This is a genomic window from Micromonospora rifamycinica (genome assembly GCF_900090265.1).
Taxonomy (GTDB): Bacteria; Actinomycetota; Actinomycetes; order Mycobacteriales; family Micromonosporaceae; genus Micromonospora; species Micromonospora rifamycinica.
The window spans coordinates 903,043-918,041 of sequence record NZ_LT607752.1; the positions used below are offsets into that span (position 1 = coordinate 903,043).

General features: G+C 73.4%; 12 protein-coding genes. 4 read left to right on the plus strand and 8 right to left on the minus strand.

The annotated features are described in order from the left end of the window. Positions 1–31 precede the first annotated feature (31 nt). Positions 32–394: a MerR family transcriptional regulator gene (locus GA0070623_RS03860; RefSeq protein ID WP_067306268.1), complete on the minus strand. Its 363-nt coding sequence runs from the start codon at positions 392–394 to the stop codon at positions 32–34. A 48-nt stretch (positions 395–442) separates the two neighbouring features. Here GA0070623_RS03860 and GA0070623_RS03865 point away from each other — a divergent pair, with 48 nt between their 5' ends. Then, a complete protein-coding gene (locus tag GA0070623_RS03865) occupies positions 443–1,135 on the plus strand; it encodes an SDR family oxidoreductase (RefSeq protein ID WP_067306269.1) in 693 nt (230 codons plus the stop codon). A 129-nt stretch (positions 1,136–1,264) separates the two neighbouring features. Here the strand turns inward: GA0070623_RS03865 and GA0070623_RS03870 are convergent, their stop codons facing one another. Beyond that, positions 1,265–1,588, minus strand: coding sequence for a TraR/DksA family transcriptional regulator (locus tag GA0070623_RS03870; RefSeq protein WP_067306271.1), 324 nt, complete (start codon positions 1,586–1,588; stop codon positions 1,265–1,267). Between the two features lie 414 nt (positions 1,589–2,002). Here GA0070623_RS03870 and GA0070623_RS03875 point away from each other — a divergent pair, with 414 nt between their 5' ends. After that, on the plus strand, positions 2,003–3,661 hold the full coding sequence (locus GA0070623_RS03875) for an FAD-dependent oxidoreductase (RefSeq protein ID WP_067306315.1): 1,659 nt from the start codon (positions 2,003–2,005) through the stop codon (positions 3,659–3,661). Continuing rightward, complete coding sequence (locus tag GA0070623_RS31340) at positions 3,658–5,094, plus strand: ATP-binding protein (RefSeq protein ID WP_089003900.1); 1,437 nt, start codon at positions 3,658–3,660, stop codon at positions 5,092–5,094. Before GA0070623_RS03875 ends, GA0070623_RS31340 begins: the two co-directional genes overlap by 4 nt. A 45-nt stretch (positions 5,095–5,139) precedes the next feature. Here the strand turns inward: GA0070623_RS31340 and GA0070623_RS03885 are convergent, their stop codons facing one another. The 5 genes from GA0070623_RS03885 to GA0070623_RS03905 form a co-directional block, all read right to left on the minus strand. Next, positions 5,140–7,275: a B12-binding domain-containing radical SAM protein gene (locus tag GA0070623_RS03885; RefSeq protein WP_067306274.1), complete on the minus strand. Its 2,136-nt coding sequence runs from the start codon at positions 7,273–7,275 to the stop codon at positions 5,140–5,142. A 10-nt stretch (positions 7,276–7,285) separates the two neighbouring features. After that, entirely contained in the window at positions 7,286–8,698 is a 1,413-nt protein-coding gene (locus GA0070623_RS03890) for a TfuA-like protein (RefSeq protein WP_067306277.1), read from the minus strand. Beyond that, positions 8,695–9,858, minus strand: coding sequence for a YcaO-like family protein (locus GA0070623_RS03895; RefSeq protein WP_067306280.1), 1,164 nt, complete (start codon positions 9,856–9,858; stop codon positions 8,695–8,697). The genes GA0070623_RS03890 and GA0070623_RS03895 overlap by 4 nt, the downstream gene beginning before the upstream one ends. Before the next feature lie 25 nt (positions 9,859–9,883). After that, complete coding sequence (locus tag GA0070623_RS03900) at positions 9,884–10,255, minus strand: hypothetical protein (protein WP_067306283.1); 372 nt, start codon at positions 10,253–10,255, stop codon at positions 9,884–9,886. A 184-nt stretch (positions 10,256–10,439) separates the two neighbouring features. Continuing rightward, positions 10,440–10,802: a hypothetical protein gene (locus tag GA0070623_RS03905; protein WP_157517508.1), complete on the minus strand. Its 363-nt coding sequence runs from the start codon at positions 10,800–10,802 to the stop codon at positions 10,440–10,442. Positions 10,803–11,169: 367 nt separating this feature from the next. Between GA0070623_RS03905 and GA0070623_RS03910 the strand changes: the two genes are divergently transcribed. Next, on the plus strand, positions 11,170–11,925 hold the full coding sequence (locus tag GA0070623_RS03910) for a MerR family transcriptional regulator (RefSeq protein ID WP_067306286.1): 756 nt from the start codon (positions 11,170–11,172) through the stop codon (positions 11,923–11,925). On the opposite strand, the gene GA0070623_RS30530 is transcribed toward GA0070623_RS03910, so the two are convergent. Beyond that, positions 11,871–14,987: an ATP-binding cassette domain-containing protein gene (locus tag GA0070623_RS30530; protein WP_197700043.1), complete on the minus strand. Its 3,117-nt coding sequence runs from the start codon at positions 14,985–14,987 to the stop codon at positions 11,871–11,873. The genes GA0070623_RS03910 and GA0070623_RS30530 overlap by 55 nt on opposite strands. Positions 14,988–14,999: the final 12 nt, after the last annotated feature.

Consider the following 14,999-nt stretch of genomic DNA (forward strand, 5'->3'; position numbering starts at 1 on the left):
CGCGGCGGGGTGTCCGGCCGGTCGTGACCGGCTAGCCGTGGCCGCAGCCGGGGACGGGGCTCTCGCTGTGGGCGATCACCGCGTCGAGTCGCTCGCGGGTCCGGATCAGTGCGGCGATCTGTGCGTCGACCCGGTCCCGCTCGGCGGCCAGCAGCGCCCGCGACTCGGGAGTGGCGACCCCCGCGTCGACGCAGGGCAGCAGTCGGGCGATGGTGGTGCTGGTCAGGCCGGCCGCGTAGAGGTTCTGGATCAGGCGGACGCGCTCGGCTGCGTGGTCGGGGTAGAGCCGCTGCCCGTGTGGGCTGCGGGTCGACGCCAGCAGGCCCTGCTCCTCGTAGTAGCGCAGGGCCCGGACGCTGACCCCGGCCTGCGCGGCCAGCTCACCGATACGCACGTCACTTCCCTTGCCTCTGACGTCAACGTCAGGTCCTAGCGTAGCGGCATGCAGATCAACGGAGCAGTCGCCCTGGTCACCGGGGCCAATCGCGGCATCGGCCGACAGTTCGCGAGCCAGTTGCTCGACCGCGGCGCACGGGTGTACGCCACCGCCCGCCGCCCGGAGCTGGTCGACCTGCCGGGCGCCACGGTGCTGGCACTCGACATCACCGATCCCGCCTCGGTGGCGGCCGCCGCCGAGGCCGCCCCGGACGTGAACCTCCTGATCAACAATGCCGGGGTGACCACCGCCACCGACCTGGTCGGCGGGGACCTCGCCGAGGTCCGGCGCGAGCTGGACACGCACTTCTGGGGCACGCTGTCGGTGATCCGCGCGTTCGCCGCGCAGCTCGGCGACGGGGCCATCCTCAACGTGCTCTCGGCCCTGTCGTGGTTCGCGCACCCCGGCAGCGGCGCCTACTCGGTGGCCAAGGCGGCCGAGTGGAGCCTGACCAACAGCGTGCGGCTCGAGCTGGCCGCGCAGCGGACCCTGGTGACCGGCCTGCACATGGGCGCGGTCGACACCGACATGATGGCCGGCTACGACATTCCCAAGCTCGACCCGGCCGACGTGGCACGGCAGGCGCTCGACGCGATCGAGGCGGACCGGATCGAGGTGCTGGCCGACGGGACGGCCGTCGCGGTGAAGGCGTCCCTGGCCGCCGACCCGGCCGACTTCTACTTCCCGGCCCGGCGCTAGACCGGATGGCGGGTTCGGCCCCGCGCTGCGGTATGCCCGTCGGTGGACCGGCCCCGTTCCGGCCGGTCCACCGACGGTGTGGCGCACCACCCGTAGAGCATCCTAGGTTGCTAGGCGACGGCGTGGCGCTCAGCCCCCGGTCCGCTGCTGGCAGGGCACGCAGAAGCGGGCCTGGGGCAGCACCTCCAGCCGCTCGGCCGGGATCGCCACCTGGCAACGCTCGCAGCGGCCGTAACTACCCTCGGCGAGCCGCCGCAGGGCACCGGCCAGGTGGTCGAGGCTCTGCCGGGTGGCCGCGAGCAGCGCCGCCCTGGTGTGCGCCTCGGCCGGGTCGCCGGTGTCGGCGGTCAGCTCGGTCAACCGGGCCGTCTGCACCGCGAACTGGTCGGTGAGGGTCTGGCGGAGCATGGTCAGCCGATGCTGTTCGGCCTGGTCCTGCAGCTCGGTGGTCATGTCAGGTCCTTTCGGGCGCGGCATCCGCGGGACGGATGCGCTCGGGCGACGACGGGGTAGCCGGACGGAAACCCCGGAAACAGAAAAAGGGCCGAAGCCCGATGGCTTCGCCCTGTGTGGCCGTACCGGAGGATGAACGTTGCTCCGGTGGGCCACGGCCGGCGGGGATCGGGCTCGGCCGCCCCGGGGCGGGCACCACGACGGGCCGCGCGGCACCGGGCAGCACCGACCCGCACCGGCCGACGACGACCACCGCCACCGGGGAACCGGTGGCGGTCGGCGACAGCGGTCGGACGGCCGGGGACATGCGGCCCACCATAGGCCGTGCCCCGGGGAAAACCAACGGACAATGCACCCCGACCGCCCGTCGGCGGCGCGGACGCCCGCACGGGAGGCTGTGCTTACATGGGCACCATGGCACAGCCGGTGATCCTCACCATCGACGACGACCCCGCCGTCTCCCGGGCGGTCGCCCGGGACATCCGCCGCCGGTACGGCGACCGCTACCGGGTGGTCCGGGCCGACTCCGGCCCCGGCGCACTGGAGGCGCTACGGGAGATCAAGCTGCGCGGCGAACGGGTGGCGGTGCTGCTGGCCGACTACCGGATGCCCGAGATGAACGGCATCCAGTTCCTGGAGGCCGCGATGGACCTCTTCCCCGCCGCCCGCCGGGTGCTGTTGACCGCCTACGCCGACACCGAGGCCGCGATCGACGCGATCAACGTGGTCGACCTGGACCACTACCTGCTCAAGCCGTGGCACCCGCCGGAGGAGAAGCTCTACCCGGTGATGGACACCCTGCTGGAGGCCTGGGCGGCCACCCCCGACCAGGCCAGCGAGGAGATCCGGGTGGTCGGGCACCGCTGGTCCGCGCCGTCGTTCGCGGTCCGGGACTTCCTCGCCCGCAACCTGGTGCCGTACCGCTGGCTGCTCACCGACGACCCGGAGGGCGGCCGGCTGCTCGCCGCCGCCGGGGCCACCGCCACCGACGTGCCGCTGGTGGTCACCCCGGACGGCAAGGCGCTGGTGGCCCCCACCGAGGCGGAACTGGCCGCGGTGGCCGGGCTCACCGTCGTGCCGTCCGCCGACTTCTACGACCTGGTGGTGGTCGGCGGCGGACCGGCCGGGCTCGGCGCGGCCGTGTACGGGGCCTCCGAGGGCCTGCGCACCGTGCTGGTGGAGCGGCAGGCCACCGGCGGCCAGGCCGGGCAGAGCAGCCGGATCGAGAACTACCTCGGCTTCCCCGACGGGGTGTCCGGCGCCCAGCTCACCGACCGGGCCCGCCGGCAGGCGCTCAAGTTCGGCGCGGAGCTGCTCAGCACCCGCGAGGTGGTGGGGCTGGAGAGCGCCGGCACCGCCCGGCTGCTGCACTTCGGCGACGGCAGCACCATCGCCGCGCACACGGTGGTGCTCGCCACTGGGGTGTCCTACCGGGTGCTCGACGCGCCCGGCCTGGCCGACCTGACCGGTCGGGGGGTGTTCTACGGCGCGGCCGCCACCGAGGCGCCGAGCTGCGTCGACCAGGACGTCTGGATCGTCGGCGGGGCCAACTCCGCCGGCCAGGCGGCGGTGCACTTCTCCCGGTACGCCAGCCGGGTGCACCTGCTGATCCGGGGCGCCGACCTGACCGCGTCGATGTCGTCGTACCTGATCCAGCAGCTCGACCGCAACGACCGGATCGTGGTGCACCCGCACACCGAGGTGGTCGGCGGCGAGGGAGACGGGCACCTGGAACGGCTGCGGCTGCGCGACGCCCGTACCGGCGAGGTCCGCGAGGTGGACGCCTCCTGGCTGTTCATCTTCATCGGCGCGGCACCGCGTACCGACTGGCTGGACGGGGTGCTGGCCCGCGACGAGCGGGGCTTCATCGTCGCCGGCCCCGACCTGACCGCGGGCGGCCGACGGCCGCCCGGCTGGACCCTGGCCCGTGACCCGTACCACCTGGAGTCGAGCCTGCCGGGGGTGTTCGCCGCCGGTGACGTGCGGGCCTCGTCGGTCAAGCGGGTCGCCTCGGCGGTCGGTGAGGGCGCGATGGCCGTCTCGCTGGTACACCGCTACCTGGAGGCACAGTGACCGACGCCGACGAACGACTCACCCCGGACCAGCTCCGCGAGCTGTTCCTGTTCGCCGCCCTCGACCCGGCGCAGCTCGACTGGCTGGCCGAGCACGGCCGGGTCGAGCACCGGGCCGCCGGCACCGTGGTCTACGCCGAGGGCGAGGACGCGACCTGCTTCTTCACCCTGCTGTCCGGCACGGTCTCGATGAGCCGGCGGGTGCGCGGCGACGACCTGGAGATCACCCGCACCGACCAGCGCGGGGTGTACGGCGGGGCCACCCAGGCGTACCTGGGCGGGCAGGCCGACCAGGTGTACCTGAACACCCTGCGGGCGGTCACCGACGCCGCGTTCCTGGTGCTGCCCGCCGAGACGTTCGCCCACGCGGTACGGACCTGGTTCCCGATGGCCATGCACCTGCTGGAAGGGCTCTTCGTCGGGATGCGCGACACCCAGACCATCATCGGCGAGCGGGAACGCCTGCTCGCCCTGGGCTCGCTCTCCGCCGGCCTCACCCACGAGCTCAACAACCCGGCCGGTGCGGCCGTACGGGCCACCTCCGCGCTGCGGGACCGGGTCGCCGGGATGCGGCACAAGCTGGCGATGATCGCCGACGGCCGGCTCGACGGCAGTCGGCTGCACGCCCTGGTGGAGTTGCAGGAGGAGGCGGTAAAGCGGGCCGCCCGCGCGCCGCAGCTGTCCGCGATGGCCGCCAGCGACGCCGAGGACGAGCTGGCCGACTGGCTGGACGACCAGCGGGTCACCGCCGGCTGGGACCTGGCGCCGACGCTGGTCGCCGCCGGCCTGGACGTCGCCTGGCTGGAGCAGGTCCGCGAGGTGGTCGGCCAGCGGGACCTGGAGTCGGCGGTGCGGTGGCTGTCGTACACCCTGGACACCGAGCAGCTGATGGCCGAGATCGACGACGCGGTGACCCGGATCTCCACCCTGGTCGGCGCGGCCAAGCAGTACTCGCAACTGGACCGCGCCCCGCACCAGGTGGTCGACGTGCACGACCTGCTCGACGCCACCCTGGTGATGTTCAAGGCGAAGGTCCCGGCGGGGGTGCGGGTGGTCCGCGAGTACGACCGCGGCCTGCCCCCCATCCCGGCGTACGCGGCCGAGCTGAACCAGGTGTGGACGAACCTGATCGACAACGCCCTGTCGGCGATGGGCGCGACCGGCACCCTGACGCTGCGCACCTCGCGGGCCGGCGACCTGCTGGCGGTCGAGGTCGCCGACACCGGGCCGGGCATTCCCGAGGCGGTCCGGCCGCGCATCTTCGAGCCCTTCTTCACCACCAAGGCGGTCGGCGAGGGCACCGGACTGGGGCTGGACATCTCGTACCGGATCGTGGTCAACAAGCACCACGGTGACATCCGGGTGGACAGCGTCCCGGGGACGACCGTGTTCCGGGTGCTGCTGCCGTTCACCGCGCCGGCCCGGACCGCCTGACCAGCGGCCCGGGCCGGGCGGTCAGCCGGTGGCCCGGACGGACGGTCAGCCGGTGGCCGGGGTGGGCTCGGGCAGGGCGTGCCGGCGCAGCAGCCGCTGACCGATGAACGTGCGCCACACCCGGTCGGCGACCGCCGGTTCGACCACCCAGAGCCGGTGCTGCGCCTCGGCCAGGGTCAGCGGGGCGGTGAACAGGTCCAGGAAGATCCGGCTGCTGCGGTTGAGCGCGAAGACCTGTCCGTCGGCCCGGCGGAACAGGTGCCGGTCAGCCGGCAGCTCGGCACCCGGGGTGCCCTGCTGATCCTCGGCCCGCAGCCGCCGGTACGCCTCCCACGCCTGCTCGTCGGCGCGGTCGACGAAGACGCCGTTGGCGACGAACTCGGTGTGGTCGTCGTCGTGCTGGCGGACCCGGTCGTGGGCGAGGACGCCACGCACGTCGGTGCCGTACCGGTCGTGGTAGAAGAACGAGTGCGGGGTGTCGGTGCTGCCCAGCCAGGGCCGGTGGTAGTGGCCGGGGTTCAGGGTGGACTTCGCCCGCATCACCTCGTCGTGCGCGGCCTCGGTGACCGGCTCGTCGTACCGCAGCATCCGGACGATGTCGGAGCCCTCCACCGGGCGCACGTTGCTCACACCGAAGCGCTCCGGCTCCTTGGCGACGATCGCGCCCGGGGTGAGCACGAAATCGCCGAGGCCACCCAGGGTCCACAGGTCGGGGTTGTCGCGCAGGAAGCCGATGCTGTCCAGGGCCTCCTCCCGGGTCTCGGTGGGGAACCCGGTGAAGCCCATCATCTGCACACCGATGTTGGCCTTGGTCATCGCGGTCATCGTCCGGCGGACCTGCTCCGGGCGGGTGCCCTTGTCGATCAGGTCCAGGATGCGCTGGTTGCCGGACTCGAAACCGACCGAGACGGCCACGCAACCGCTGCGCCGCAGCAGCTCGCAGCGCTCCTCCGACCAGTACTTCTCCAGCCGGATCTCGGCCCCCCAGCGGAAGTCGAGCCCCCGCTCGACGACCTTCTCGGCGAAGCGCAGGATCGTCGCGGGGGCCAGCACGTCCACCGAGAAGTAGATGAACTTGGCGAACTTCGCCAGCTCCGTCACGTCGGCGATCATGGTGTCGGCGGTGTCCTGCCGCCAGGGGCTGGTCGGGCCGTCGGTGTTCAGGCCGTAGTCGCAGAACGTGCACTTGTTCCAGTAGCAGCCCCGGGTGGGCGAGTAGTAGACGAACCTCTCCGGGCTCAGGTAGCGGTCCCAGGGCAGGCCGGAGAAGTCCGGCACCGGGATGGCGCCCAGCCGCTCGTAGCGCAGCGGGAGCTGCCGCTGCCGGCCGTACTTCGGGTGCAGCCGCACGTTGGGGTGCCCGGCCGGCAGGGTGCCCGTGGCCACCGCGTCGAGGATCTCGGTGTAGGCGGTCTCCCCCTCGCCGACCACGATCGCGTCGAAGTCGGCGAACACCTGGAACACCTGCTCGGGGCGGCTGGCGCACTTCCACACACCGGAGATCTCGGTGCCGCCGGCGATCACGAACGCATCCGGGCAGGCCTGCCGGATCAGCCGGGCCAGCCAGAGGGTGAACGGGAGCTGCCACTGGTAGGTGGCGCTGATACCGATCACGTCGTACCCGCCCGCAGCCAGCCGCGGGATCAGCACGTCCTCGTAGTACGGCTGGAACGGCCGGTTGAGCCGGGCCAGCGTCGCCTCGTCGGTGAGCGCGGCCACCGAGCCGATGGAGACCGCAGGCGGCGGCTGCAACCGGAAGCCGGCCCGGAACTGCCCCGGGAAGCCGACCGCGCCGAGCGCGTCCATCCAGGAGATGACGCCCTCGACCGCCTCCTGGTAGTGCCGGTAGTCGTAGAACAGCACCGGATCCTGCAGCACCCCGATCGACCGGCGCAGCCGCTGCGGATCCGGCTCGGGCAGGCCCAACCGGTTCGCCCGGGCCATCAGCGCGTCCGTGCCGGTCAGGTCGGTCACCGGCGGCCGGGCCAGCTCCCGGCGCAGCCACTCGTACGCCGAAGGGGTGTAGGAGTGGTGGAACGCCTCGATGTTGGCGTCGATGATGTCCGCCGGCCGGTGCCCCCGGGCGCGGGCGTAGGAGTCGAGGTAGTTCAGCGAGTGGTACCCCGAGGTGGGGTCCGTCAGCGGCGGGTAGATCAGCGCCGCCTTCACGGTGCCGCCCATCGTTTCCTCCTCAGCCCACCCGGGCCGGCGAACCGACCCGGGAACCGTCGGGGGTTGCCGCGCCGGCAACCGGGGGCAGTCGCGGCGGGCCGAACGCCTTGAGGTAGGCGACCAGTGGCTCGGCGGCGAACCGGAACGCCTCCAGGTCGAGGAAGCCGCGGTCCCAGGCCGCCGCCGCCAGGCCGTCCACCGGGCAGCCCCACAGCGCCGCGAAGCAGCGGTCGACGACCTCGGTGCGGAAGTGCTGCCGGCCGGGCCGGCGGTGACCGGTCGTGCGGGGCAGCACCGTCTCGTTGAGCGACATCGCGGTGGCGGCGACCTGCCGGGCGGCGGCGACCTGCGCGGGGGCGCGCAGCGGCTCGGCCACCATCCACAGGGCCAGGCTGCGGTACGAGGAGACACCGAAGGCCCGCACCAGCACCCGCAGCGCCGCCTCCCGGGGATCGAGCCCCTGCTCGGCACCGGTCAACCAGTCCCGGCCGACGGGGCCGACGGCGAGCAGTCCGCGTTCCCGGGCCACCTCGGCGGCCCGGTCGTCGACGGCCCGGTCGTCGAGGGCCGGGTCGCTCGGGTCGACCTCGGCCACCCCGGCGAGGACGGCCCGCCGGTGCCGGGCCGGCGACTCGGGGTGCAGCAGCATCAGCACCGCCGCGACATCGCGCTCGCTGACCCAGTGCCCGCCCACGGCCGCACCGGCGTGCCGGGACCGCCAGCTGTCCAGGAACCGGGTGTGCAGGTTGTCGATCGGCTGGTCGCCGGGACCGGCGGGGCTCAGCTCGGCGGCGTCGGCGGCGGCCATCGCCAGCAGCAGCCGGGCGTCGGCGCCCTTGGCGTCCCACGGGTCGCGCCGGTGCCAGGTCAGGAACCGGTCCACCGCCGCTGCGGCGTCCGGTGGCGCGGTGCACTCCAGCGCCCGGTAGGACCGACGCCGGAACGGCAGGTCCCGGCAGAGCCCGAGCAGCCGGTCCGCCTCGGCGTCGACCAGCACCCCCGCGGCCACCGCCCGGCGCATCGCGATCCGCATGTTGACCAGCGGTTCGCTCAGGATGCGGTGGCCGTCCTCGGCGGGGCCGTGCACCACGGCCACCTCGTCGTCGCCGGTGACCACGCCGTCGCGGTAGAGCTGGTACACGTCACCGACACCGCGCATCCCGAACTGCCACAGCTCGGCAGCGCGCAACGCGCCCATGCTGGCCGCCCCGGCGACGGTGACGCCCCGGGCCAACAGGTCGAGGATCTCCCGGTGCCGCACCGGCGGGTGGTGCAGGAAGAACCCGTCGACGATCAACACCCGGTCACCGGGACCGACGTCGAGCCGCAGAAGGTCGCCGTGGGCCACCGGCGGGAGGACCTGCGCGTCAGGCAGCACCTGCCCGACCTGGTCGGCCGGCAGGCTCGGGCCGATGAAGACGATGTCGGTCATGCCGGCGTCCCCGGGCGGGTGCTCAGTGCCCGCTCGTCGAACATCCGCAGCCCCGGAGCGAAGACCTTGCTGACCGCGATGCCGATGTCGTCGTGGGTCAGATCGACGGCGAACGGTTCGACGCCGGTGACCCGTTGCACCCTCAGGGCCAGTTCGCGCAGCACGTCGGTGACGTCACCGGGCGGTGGCCGGTCGCGGCGGACCGCGCCGGCGGGGCTGTCGAGGGCGGGTGGCGGCTTCGGTGCGGCGGCCACGTGGTGGTAGGCGGCGGCGTCGATGTCGTCGCGGGCACCGGAGACCATCACCAGGCGGGACTGGGCGGCCTCGGACATGGCCCGGCCGACCGCGATCTCCGGGTCGACGTGGCAGCCGAAGCCCCCGAAGGTGACCGGGATGTCCGGCGACCAGACCGAGGCGGCGTAGCAGGGCACCCCGATGCCGTTGGTGATGTCGCAGACCTCCACCCAGCAGCCGGCCCGCAGCAGCGCCTCGTGCACGGTGCGGGTCATCGGGTTGCGGGCGGTGCCCGGGTCGGTGTGGACCCGGTCGGCCAGCGCCGAGGTGCTGTACGGGGCGATGCAGTCTCGCTCGATGACCTCCAGCAGGGCGTGCAGACTGGCCTCGGCGAAGGTGTTGCCGGTCGCCAGGCCGTTGCTGCTGGGGTAGAACAGGGTGCGCGCCCAGCCCCGGCGGACGGTGAAGTCCAGCTCGATGGTGGCGCGCGGCACCAGGCAGGGCGTGCCGGTGACCAGCCCCCGGCCGGCCACCCAGTCGAGCACCACGGCCGAGGTGAGCGGCGAACGTTCGGCCAGGTGCAGCCAGCGTACGTCGTACGGTAGGTCGAGCCCCTCGGCCGGGGACCGGGTGACGGTCCCCAGCCGGAGGTTCTCGGCATGCCAGGACTCGATGCTCTCCATGACCGCGCTGACCTGCGACTGCATCGGCGTGGCACCGGTGCCGACGCTGACCGCCATGGTCGCCCCGACCGGCCGGTAGGCAACGTGCACCGGCAGGCCGATCTCGTCGAGACGGGTGATGTCGGCGACCCGGGTGATCCGGAACCGGTCGAGCAGGGGCGCGATGCGTCCCCAGGTCTGCTCGACGGTGGCCGTCCGGTAGGTGCCGGCGCGGAACGCGATGGTCTCGGTCGTGGTGGGCATCGTGGCTCCCGGGGGGTGGGGAAACTCAGATGACGATGGCGATGACGACGATGTTGACGTCCACCTCGGACGACACACCACCGGCCACCGATTCCAGCTCGGACTCGGTCAGTTCGTTGAGGTCGACCAGCGGGACCTCGGGCACGTGCAGGACGTGCCGGCCGGCGGTGGCGGTCCAGTCGGCGACGATCTCGTCCTTGGTGTAGAGGGCGGTGGGCTGGGTGCGGTCCACCACCACCACGGCTCCGGGACTCACCGGCAGGCCGGCGGCGGTGGCGTAACCGGTCGGGTCGGCGAGCAGCTGTCGCAGTTCCTCGTCACTGCGCCACACCGCGGTGACCAGCTGCGAGTACTTCGTGATGAACCTGGCGCCGAACTCCTGCTCTTCGTTGCTCATCGACAGCACCTTTCTTCGGGTTTCACCGCGCGTAAATTGCGCTTGATTGGTGTGCGAGAACGTTAGAAAAATTGGTGTTCGACTATCAAGGATTCTGGTTGGCTGCCATCAGAAGCGGCCACGGCGCACCTCGGGCGGCAGACATCGGTGGCGGGTCCACCGCCCGCGCGGCAGCAACCGGCGGTCAGGTGCAGCAGCAGGGGCAGCAGCAGGCGCAACTGGAGTCCAGCCCCGCCACCACACTGTCCAGCTCGTCCTCGGCCAACTCCGTCTCCGTCACCGGCAGCAGCGCCGGCACGAAGAGCACGAAGGTCCCGGTGTCCGCCGCCTGCTGCCAGGAGTTGACCTGCACCTCCAGGTCCGGGTCGGTGTCGGCGGCGTCCCGCACCACCCGGACCCGCACCTCGTCGGGCAGCCCGAGGCCGTATTCGGCGAGCAGGGTCCGGGGGTCGCTCTCCAACGCCCGCTCCCGTTGCGGGTCGGCCCAGACGTCGGCGACCAACCGGCTGTAGGCGGCCACGAAGACCGCCCGATCGACAGGTGTCACAGTTCCTGCTCCCTTCAACGGCCGAGTCGCACGTGCGGCGCGGCGACGGCGGGGGCGACCCGGAACACCCGGGCCACCCGATTCCGCTTCATCCTGGGACAGCAGAGATCGGGCGGGAGCAATCCGGGGGGAATTTCATCGAATGTGGCCGCGAATGGGGCGAGAAACGGCGGAACTCGGGTAATGCGGAATTGCTGTGATCGCGTGGTCACGGAGGATAATGGTTGACCACCGCCGAGGGCAAGTAGAGGTTCCCCTTCTGTCCTCCGTGGGTCGCCCGGTCATACGCTCGGCCCGGGGAGGCCGCCGTCCGCCGCAACCGGACGGCAGCCGCCGGACCCCGTCCCCGACGCCTGCGGAGGCCACCGTGACCATCGACCGGGTGACGACGACCGGGCCGGCGACCGCCGGCGCTCCGGCCGGCTACACCGTGGAGGAACTCGCCCGCAAGGTAGGGATGTCAGCGCGCAACATCCGGGCCCACCAGGCCCGACGGCTGCTGGCCCCGCCGGTGCGCCGGGGGCGGGTCGCGCTCTACGACGACTCCCACGTCCGCCGCCTCGACGCCATCCTGACCCTGCAGCGGCAGGGCTTCAACCTGGTCTCCATCGAGGCCATGCTCGGGGTACGGGCCAGCGACGAGGCCCCCGACGGGCTCACCGCGATGCTGCAACGGCTGGCCACCGAGCGCCCCGCGCTGACCCACGCGCTGACCCGGCACGGGGTGATCGGACGCGCCCCGGACGGCACGGTACGCACGGTGCGGCCCCGGCCGCTGCGGGCCGCCCTGGACCTGCACCGGGTGCGGATGGGCACGGTGCCGGCCCTGCAGGCGCTCAGCGAGGTGCTCGACACCGTCCGGCCGCTCGCCGACGAACTGGTCGCGGCCGTCACCGCCCGGATGCTGACCCTCGCACCCGAGCTGGCCGGCGGCTCCCGACCGTCCTGGGCGGACGTCGACCGGGAGACGATCCTGCTGACCCAGGGGGTGGTCAACGTGCTCACCGAGGCGTTCCGGCTCGCGGTCGAGAACCAGGCCGAGGCGCACGTCGCCGACCTGCTGGAGAATCACCTCGGCGCGGAGCTGTCCGTCGAGGACGGCAGCCCCGTCGACAACGGCTGACCGTCGGGCGACGGCTGTTCTCCGGCCGGCGACCGGTCTCCGGGCGACGAGCCCGGCGACCGGGGACCGGCCGCCGGGGACCGGCCCTCGGGGTCGGCGAGCAACTGCCGCCGGGCCAGCCGGTGGAACAGCCCGTCCGGCTGCCCCATCAGCTCGTCGTAGCTGCCCCGCTGCACGATGCGGCCCTGGTCGAGCACCACGATGACGTCCGCGTCGCGGACCGTGGACAGCCGGTGGGCGATCACCAGCCGGGTGGCCGCCAGCGTCGCCGTGCTCCGGGTCACCACCTCCTGGGTACGGTTGTCCAATGCGCTGGTCGCCTCGTCGAAGAAGAGGATCCGGGGCCGGGGGGCCACCGCGCGGGCGATCAGCACCCGCTGCCGCTGCCCGACCGAGAGGGTGCCGCCACCGAACGGCACCATCGTGCTCATCCCCATCGGCAGCGCCTCCAGGTCGTCGGCGAGCCCCGCCATCCGGGCCGCCTCCCAGACCTCGTCCAGGGTGAACCCGCCGGCGCCGCAGATGTTGTCGCGCACCGACCCAGCGAAGAGCTGACCGTCCTGCAGGACCACCCCACACTGCCGGCGGACGGCCTGGGCGTCCAGTTCGGACAGGTCCTGCCCGTCGTAGAGCACGGCACCCTGCTGGGGGCGTTCGAAACCGAGCAGCAGGCGCAGCAGGGTGGACTTGCCGCAGCCGCTCGGCCCCACCACCGCGACGAACTCGCCGGGCCGGATCTGCAGGTCGACGTCGACCAGCACCGGCGGGTCGTCGGGCTGGTAGGCGAAGGTGAGCCGGTGCAGGCTGATCCCGCCGCGCAGCTCCCCCGGATCCACCCGGTCCGGCCGAGCCTCCGGCTCGGCCCGCAGGATGTCGCGCAGGCTGCCCAGCCGGGGCACCGCGGCGACCACCTCGACCCCGGCGGAGACCAGCACCAGCAGCGCGCCGAGCAGCATCGCGAACCCGACGTTGAGGACGAAGAAGTCGGTCGGCGACACCTGCCCCGCCAGCGGCCCCATCAGGACGGCGAAGAGCACCAGCTGCCCGGCGACCGGGAGCACGGTGGCGAAGGCGATCAGCCCGGCCTGGCTCTGCCGGACGCGTTGCAGCGCCGCCCGCGCGGTGGCCGCCAGCTCGGACCACCGGGCGTGCGCGCGGGACTCCGCGGCGGCGAGCTTGAGCTTGACGATCGCGCCGAGCAGCTGGTTGGTCATCGCCGCCGCCCGGTGCTCGGCGGCCACCGCGGCCCGCTGCCGCCGCAGGACGAGCAGCGTGAACACGGTGAACGCCAGCACGCAGACCCCGACCACGCCCAACCCCCACAGGCCGAGCACCGGCTGCACGACCAGCAGCATGGCGGTGGTCACCAGCACGGTCGCCGCCGCGGTGACCAACTGCGGCAGCAGGGCGCTGAGCGCCTCGCCGACGAAGGCGACGCCGAGCAGCGAGTTGGCGATCTCGCCGCTGCTGCGCCGGCTGAAGAAGCGGGCCGGCAACCGCATCAGCCGGTCCCACAGGGCCAGCTGCACGCCGGACTGCATCCGGCCGTCCAGTCGCAGCAGCAGCAGGTTCTGCGCCACACCGAGCAGACCGGCCACCACCGCCGCGCTGAGCATCAGGACGAGGAACCCGGACAGGCCCTCGACCTCGCCGCGCCGGGCCAGCTGGCCGAGCACCGCTCCGGTGGCCAGCGGCACACCGAGGCCGAGCACCGCCACGCAGCTGGCGGTCAGCAGCAGGGTGCGTACGTCGTGGGCCGCGCCGACCAGGCCGGCGCGCAACAGGTGCCGCAGCGCGGCGACGTGCGGCAGCGGGGCCTGGACCTGGGTGGCCGCGGCGGCCAGCTCGGCGGCGAAGGCCGGGGAGACCCGGCGGTGCACCCGGGTCTCCGGATCCACCCGGTGGTAGTGGCCCCGGCGGAACACCATCGGCACCGCCACCGGCGGGCCGCCGTCGTCGCCGTCCCGCCAGCCGATCAGCGGCCCCAGATCGCGCCGCCACCACCGCTCGGGCAGCCGGACCTCCCGCAGGAACAGGCCGGAGGCGCGGGCGACGGCGTGCACGGCGGCCCGCTCGCCGTCCGGGGTGCGGCTGCGGTCGGTCGGTTCCTCGACGGTGGCGTCCCACCCGGCGGTGACCGCCCGCAGCACCGCCGCCGCCGGTCCGAACAGATCGAACCGGACGGCCTGCTCCGGTTCGGCCACCACCTCGCCGGCGCCGATCACCCCGATCGCCCGACGGGCCGCCGCGGCCACCACGGCGGCGTCGGCCTGTCGGCGGCGCTCGACGGCGCTCAGCAGCGCGGCGTCGGCGTCGGCGACGCGCGCCTCCACCGTCCGCAGCAGTCCGGCCAGGTGCTGGTCCACCGCGGTCTGGAGCTGGCCGGCGGCGAGCAGGTCGACGCTGGCCTGACTCTCCACCACGCACGGCGAGTCGGCCACCACCCAGTCCCGGCCGGCGAACAGCAGCAGTTCCTGTGCCCCGACGGTCTCGCCGGGGCCGCCGTCGTTGCGGCGCAGGTGGCCACCGGCGCAGCGCAGCCACCAGACGCCGCCGTTGGCGGTCAGCACGCTGTCCTGCGCCAGCGAGACGATCTCCCGGGCGGGCAGGGTGGACGCCTCCCGGGGTGCCTGGCCGGGGCGCATCGCGTCGGCCAGGGTGAGCAGCGCCAGGTCGACGGCGTCGACGAGCTGCGCGGCGGCGGCCCGGGCCCGTGCCCCGGTCGGATCGGCCGGATCCCGTTGCCGGCGGGCCTGCCGTTGCAGCACCGACAGCTCGCGGACGCCGAGCCCGCGCAGTTCGGTGCCGGGCAGCGGCACCAGGATGAACTGCCACGCGCCGAGCGCGGTGGACGTCGACAGCAGCGCACCGGCGGGCAGCCGGGCCACGTGGAACCGGCGTGACGGGTGCAGCCCCGGGCGGCGTACCGCGAACAGGTCGGCCTCCCCGCCGGTGACCAGCCAACCGGCGTCCGGCCCGTCCAGCCGGCAGGTCCGGCGTACCGGGTCGCCACAGAACCCGACCAGGCCGCCGGCCGGGCTGTCCGGCGTCGTACCGCTCATCGTCGTCTCCTC

Bases quoted from the DNA above. Each gene is read 5' to 3' on its own strand.
- GA0070623_RS30530 (WP_197700043.1), bottom strand. From the start codon at position 14,987: ATGAGCGGTACGACGCCGGACAGCCCGGCCGGCGGCCTGGTCGGGTTC.
- GA0070623_RS03875 (WP_067306315.1), top strand. From the start codon at position 2,003: ATGGCACAGCCGGTGATCCTCACCATCGACGACGACCCCGCCGTCTCC.
- GA0070623_RS03885 (WP_067306274.1), bottom strand. From the start codon at position 7,275: ATGGGCGGCACCGTGAAGGCGGCGCTGATCTACCCGCCGCTGACGGAC.
- GA0070623_RS03895 (WP_067306280.1), bottom strand. From the start codon at position 9,858: ATGCCCACCACGACCGAGACCATCGCGTTCCGCGCCGGCACCTACCGG.
- GA0070623_RS03870 (WP_067306271.1), bottom strand. From the start codon at position 1,588: ATGACCACCGAGCTGCAGGACCAGGCCGAACAGCATCGGCTGACCATG.
- GA0070623_RS03890 (WP_067306277.1), bottom strand. From the start codon at position 8,698: ATGACCGACATCGTCTTCATCGGCCCGAGCCTGCCGGCCGACCAGGTC.
- GA0070623_RS03900 (WP_067306283.1), bottom strand. From the start codon at position 10,255: ATGAGCAACGAAGAGCAGGAGTTCGGCGCCAGGTTCATCACGAAGTAC.
- GA0070623_RS03865 (WP_067306269.1), top strand. From the start codon at position 443: ATGCAGATCAACGGAGCAGTCGCCCTGGTCACCGGGGCCAATCGCGGC.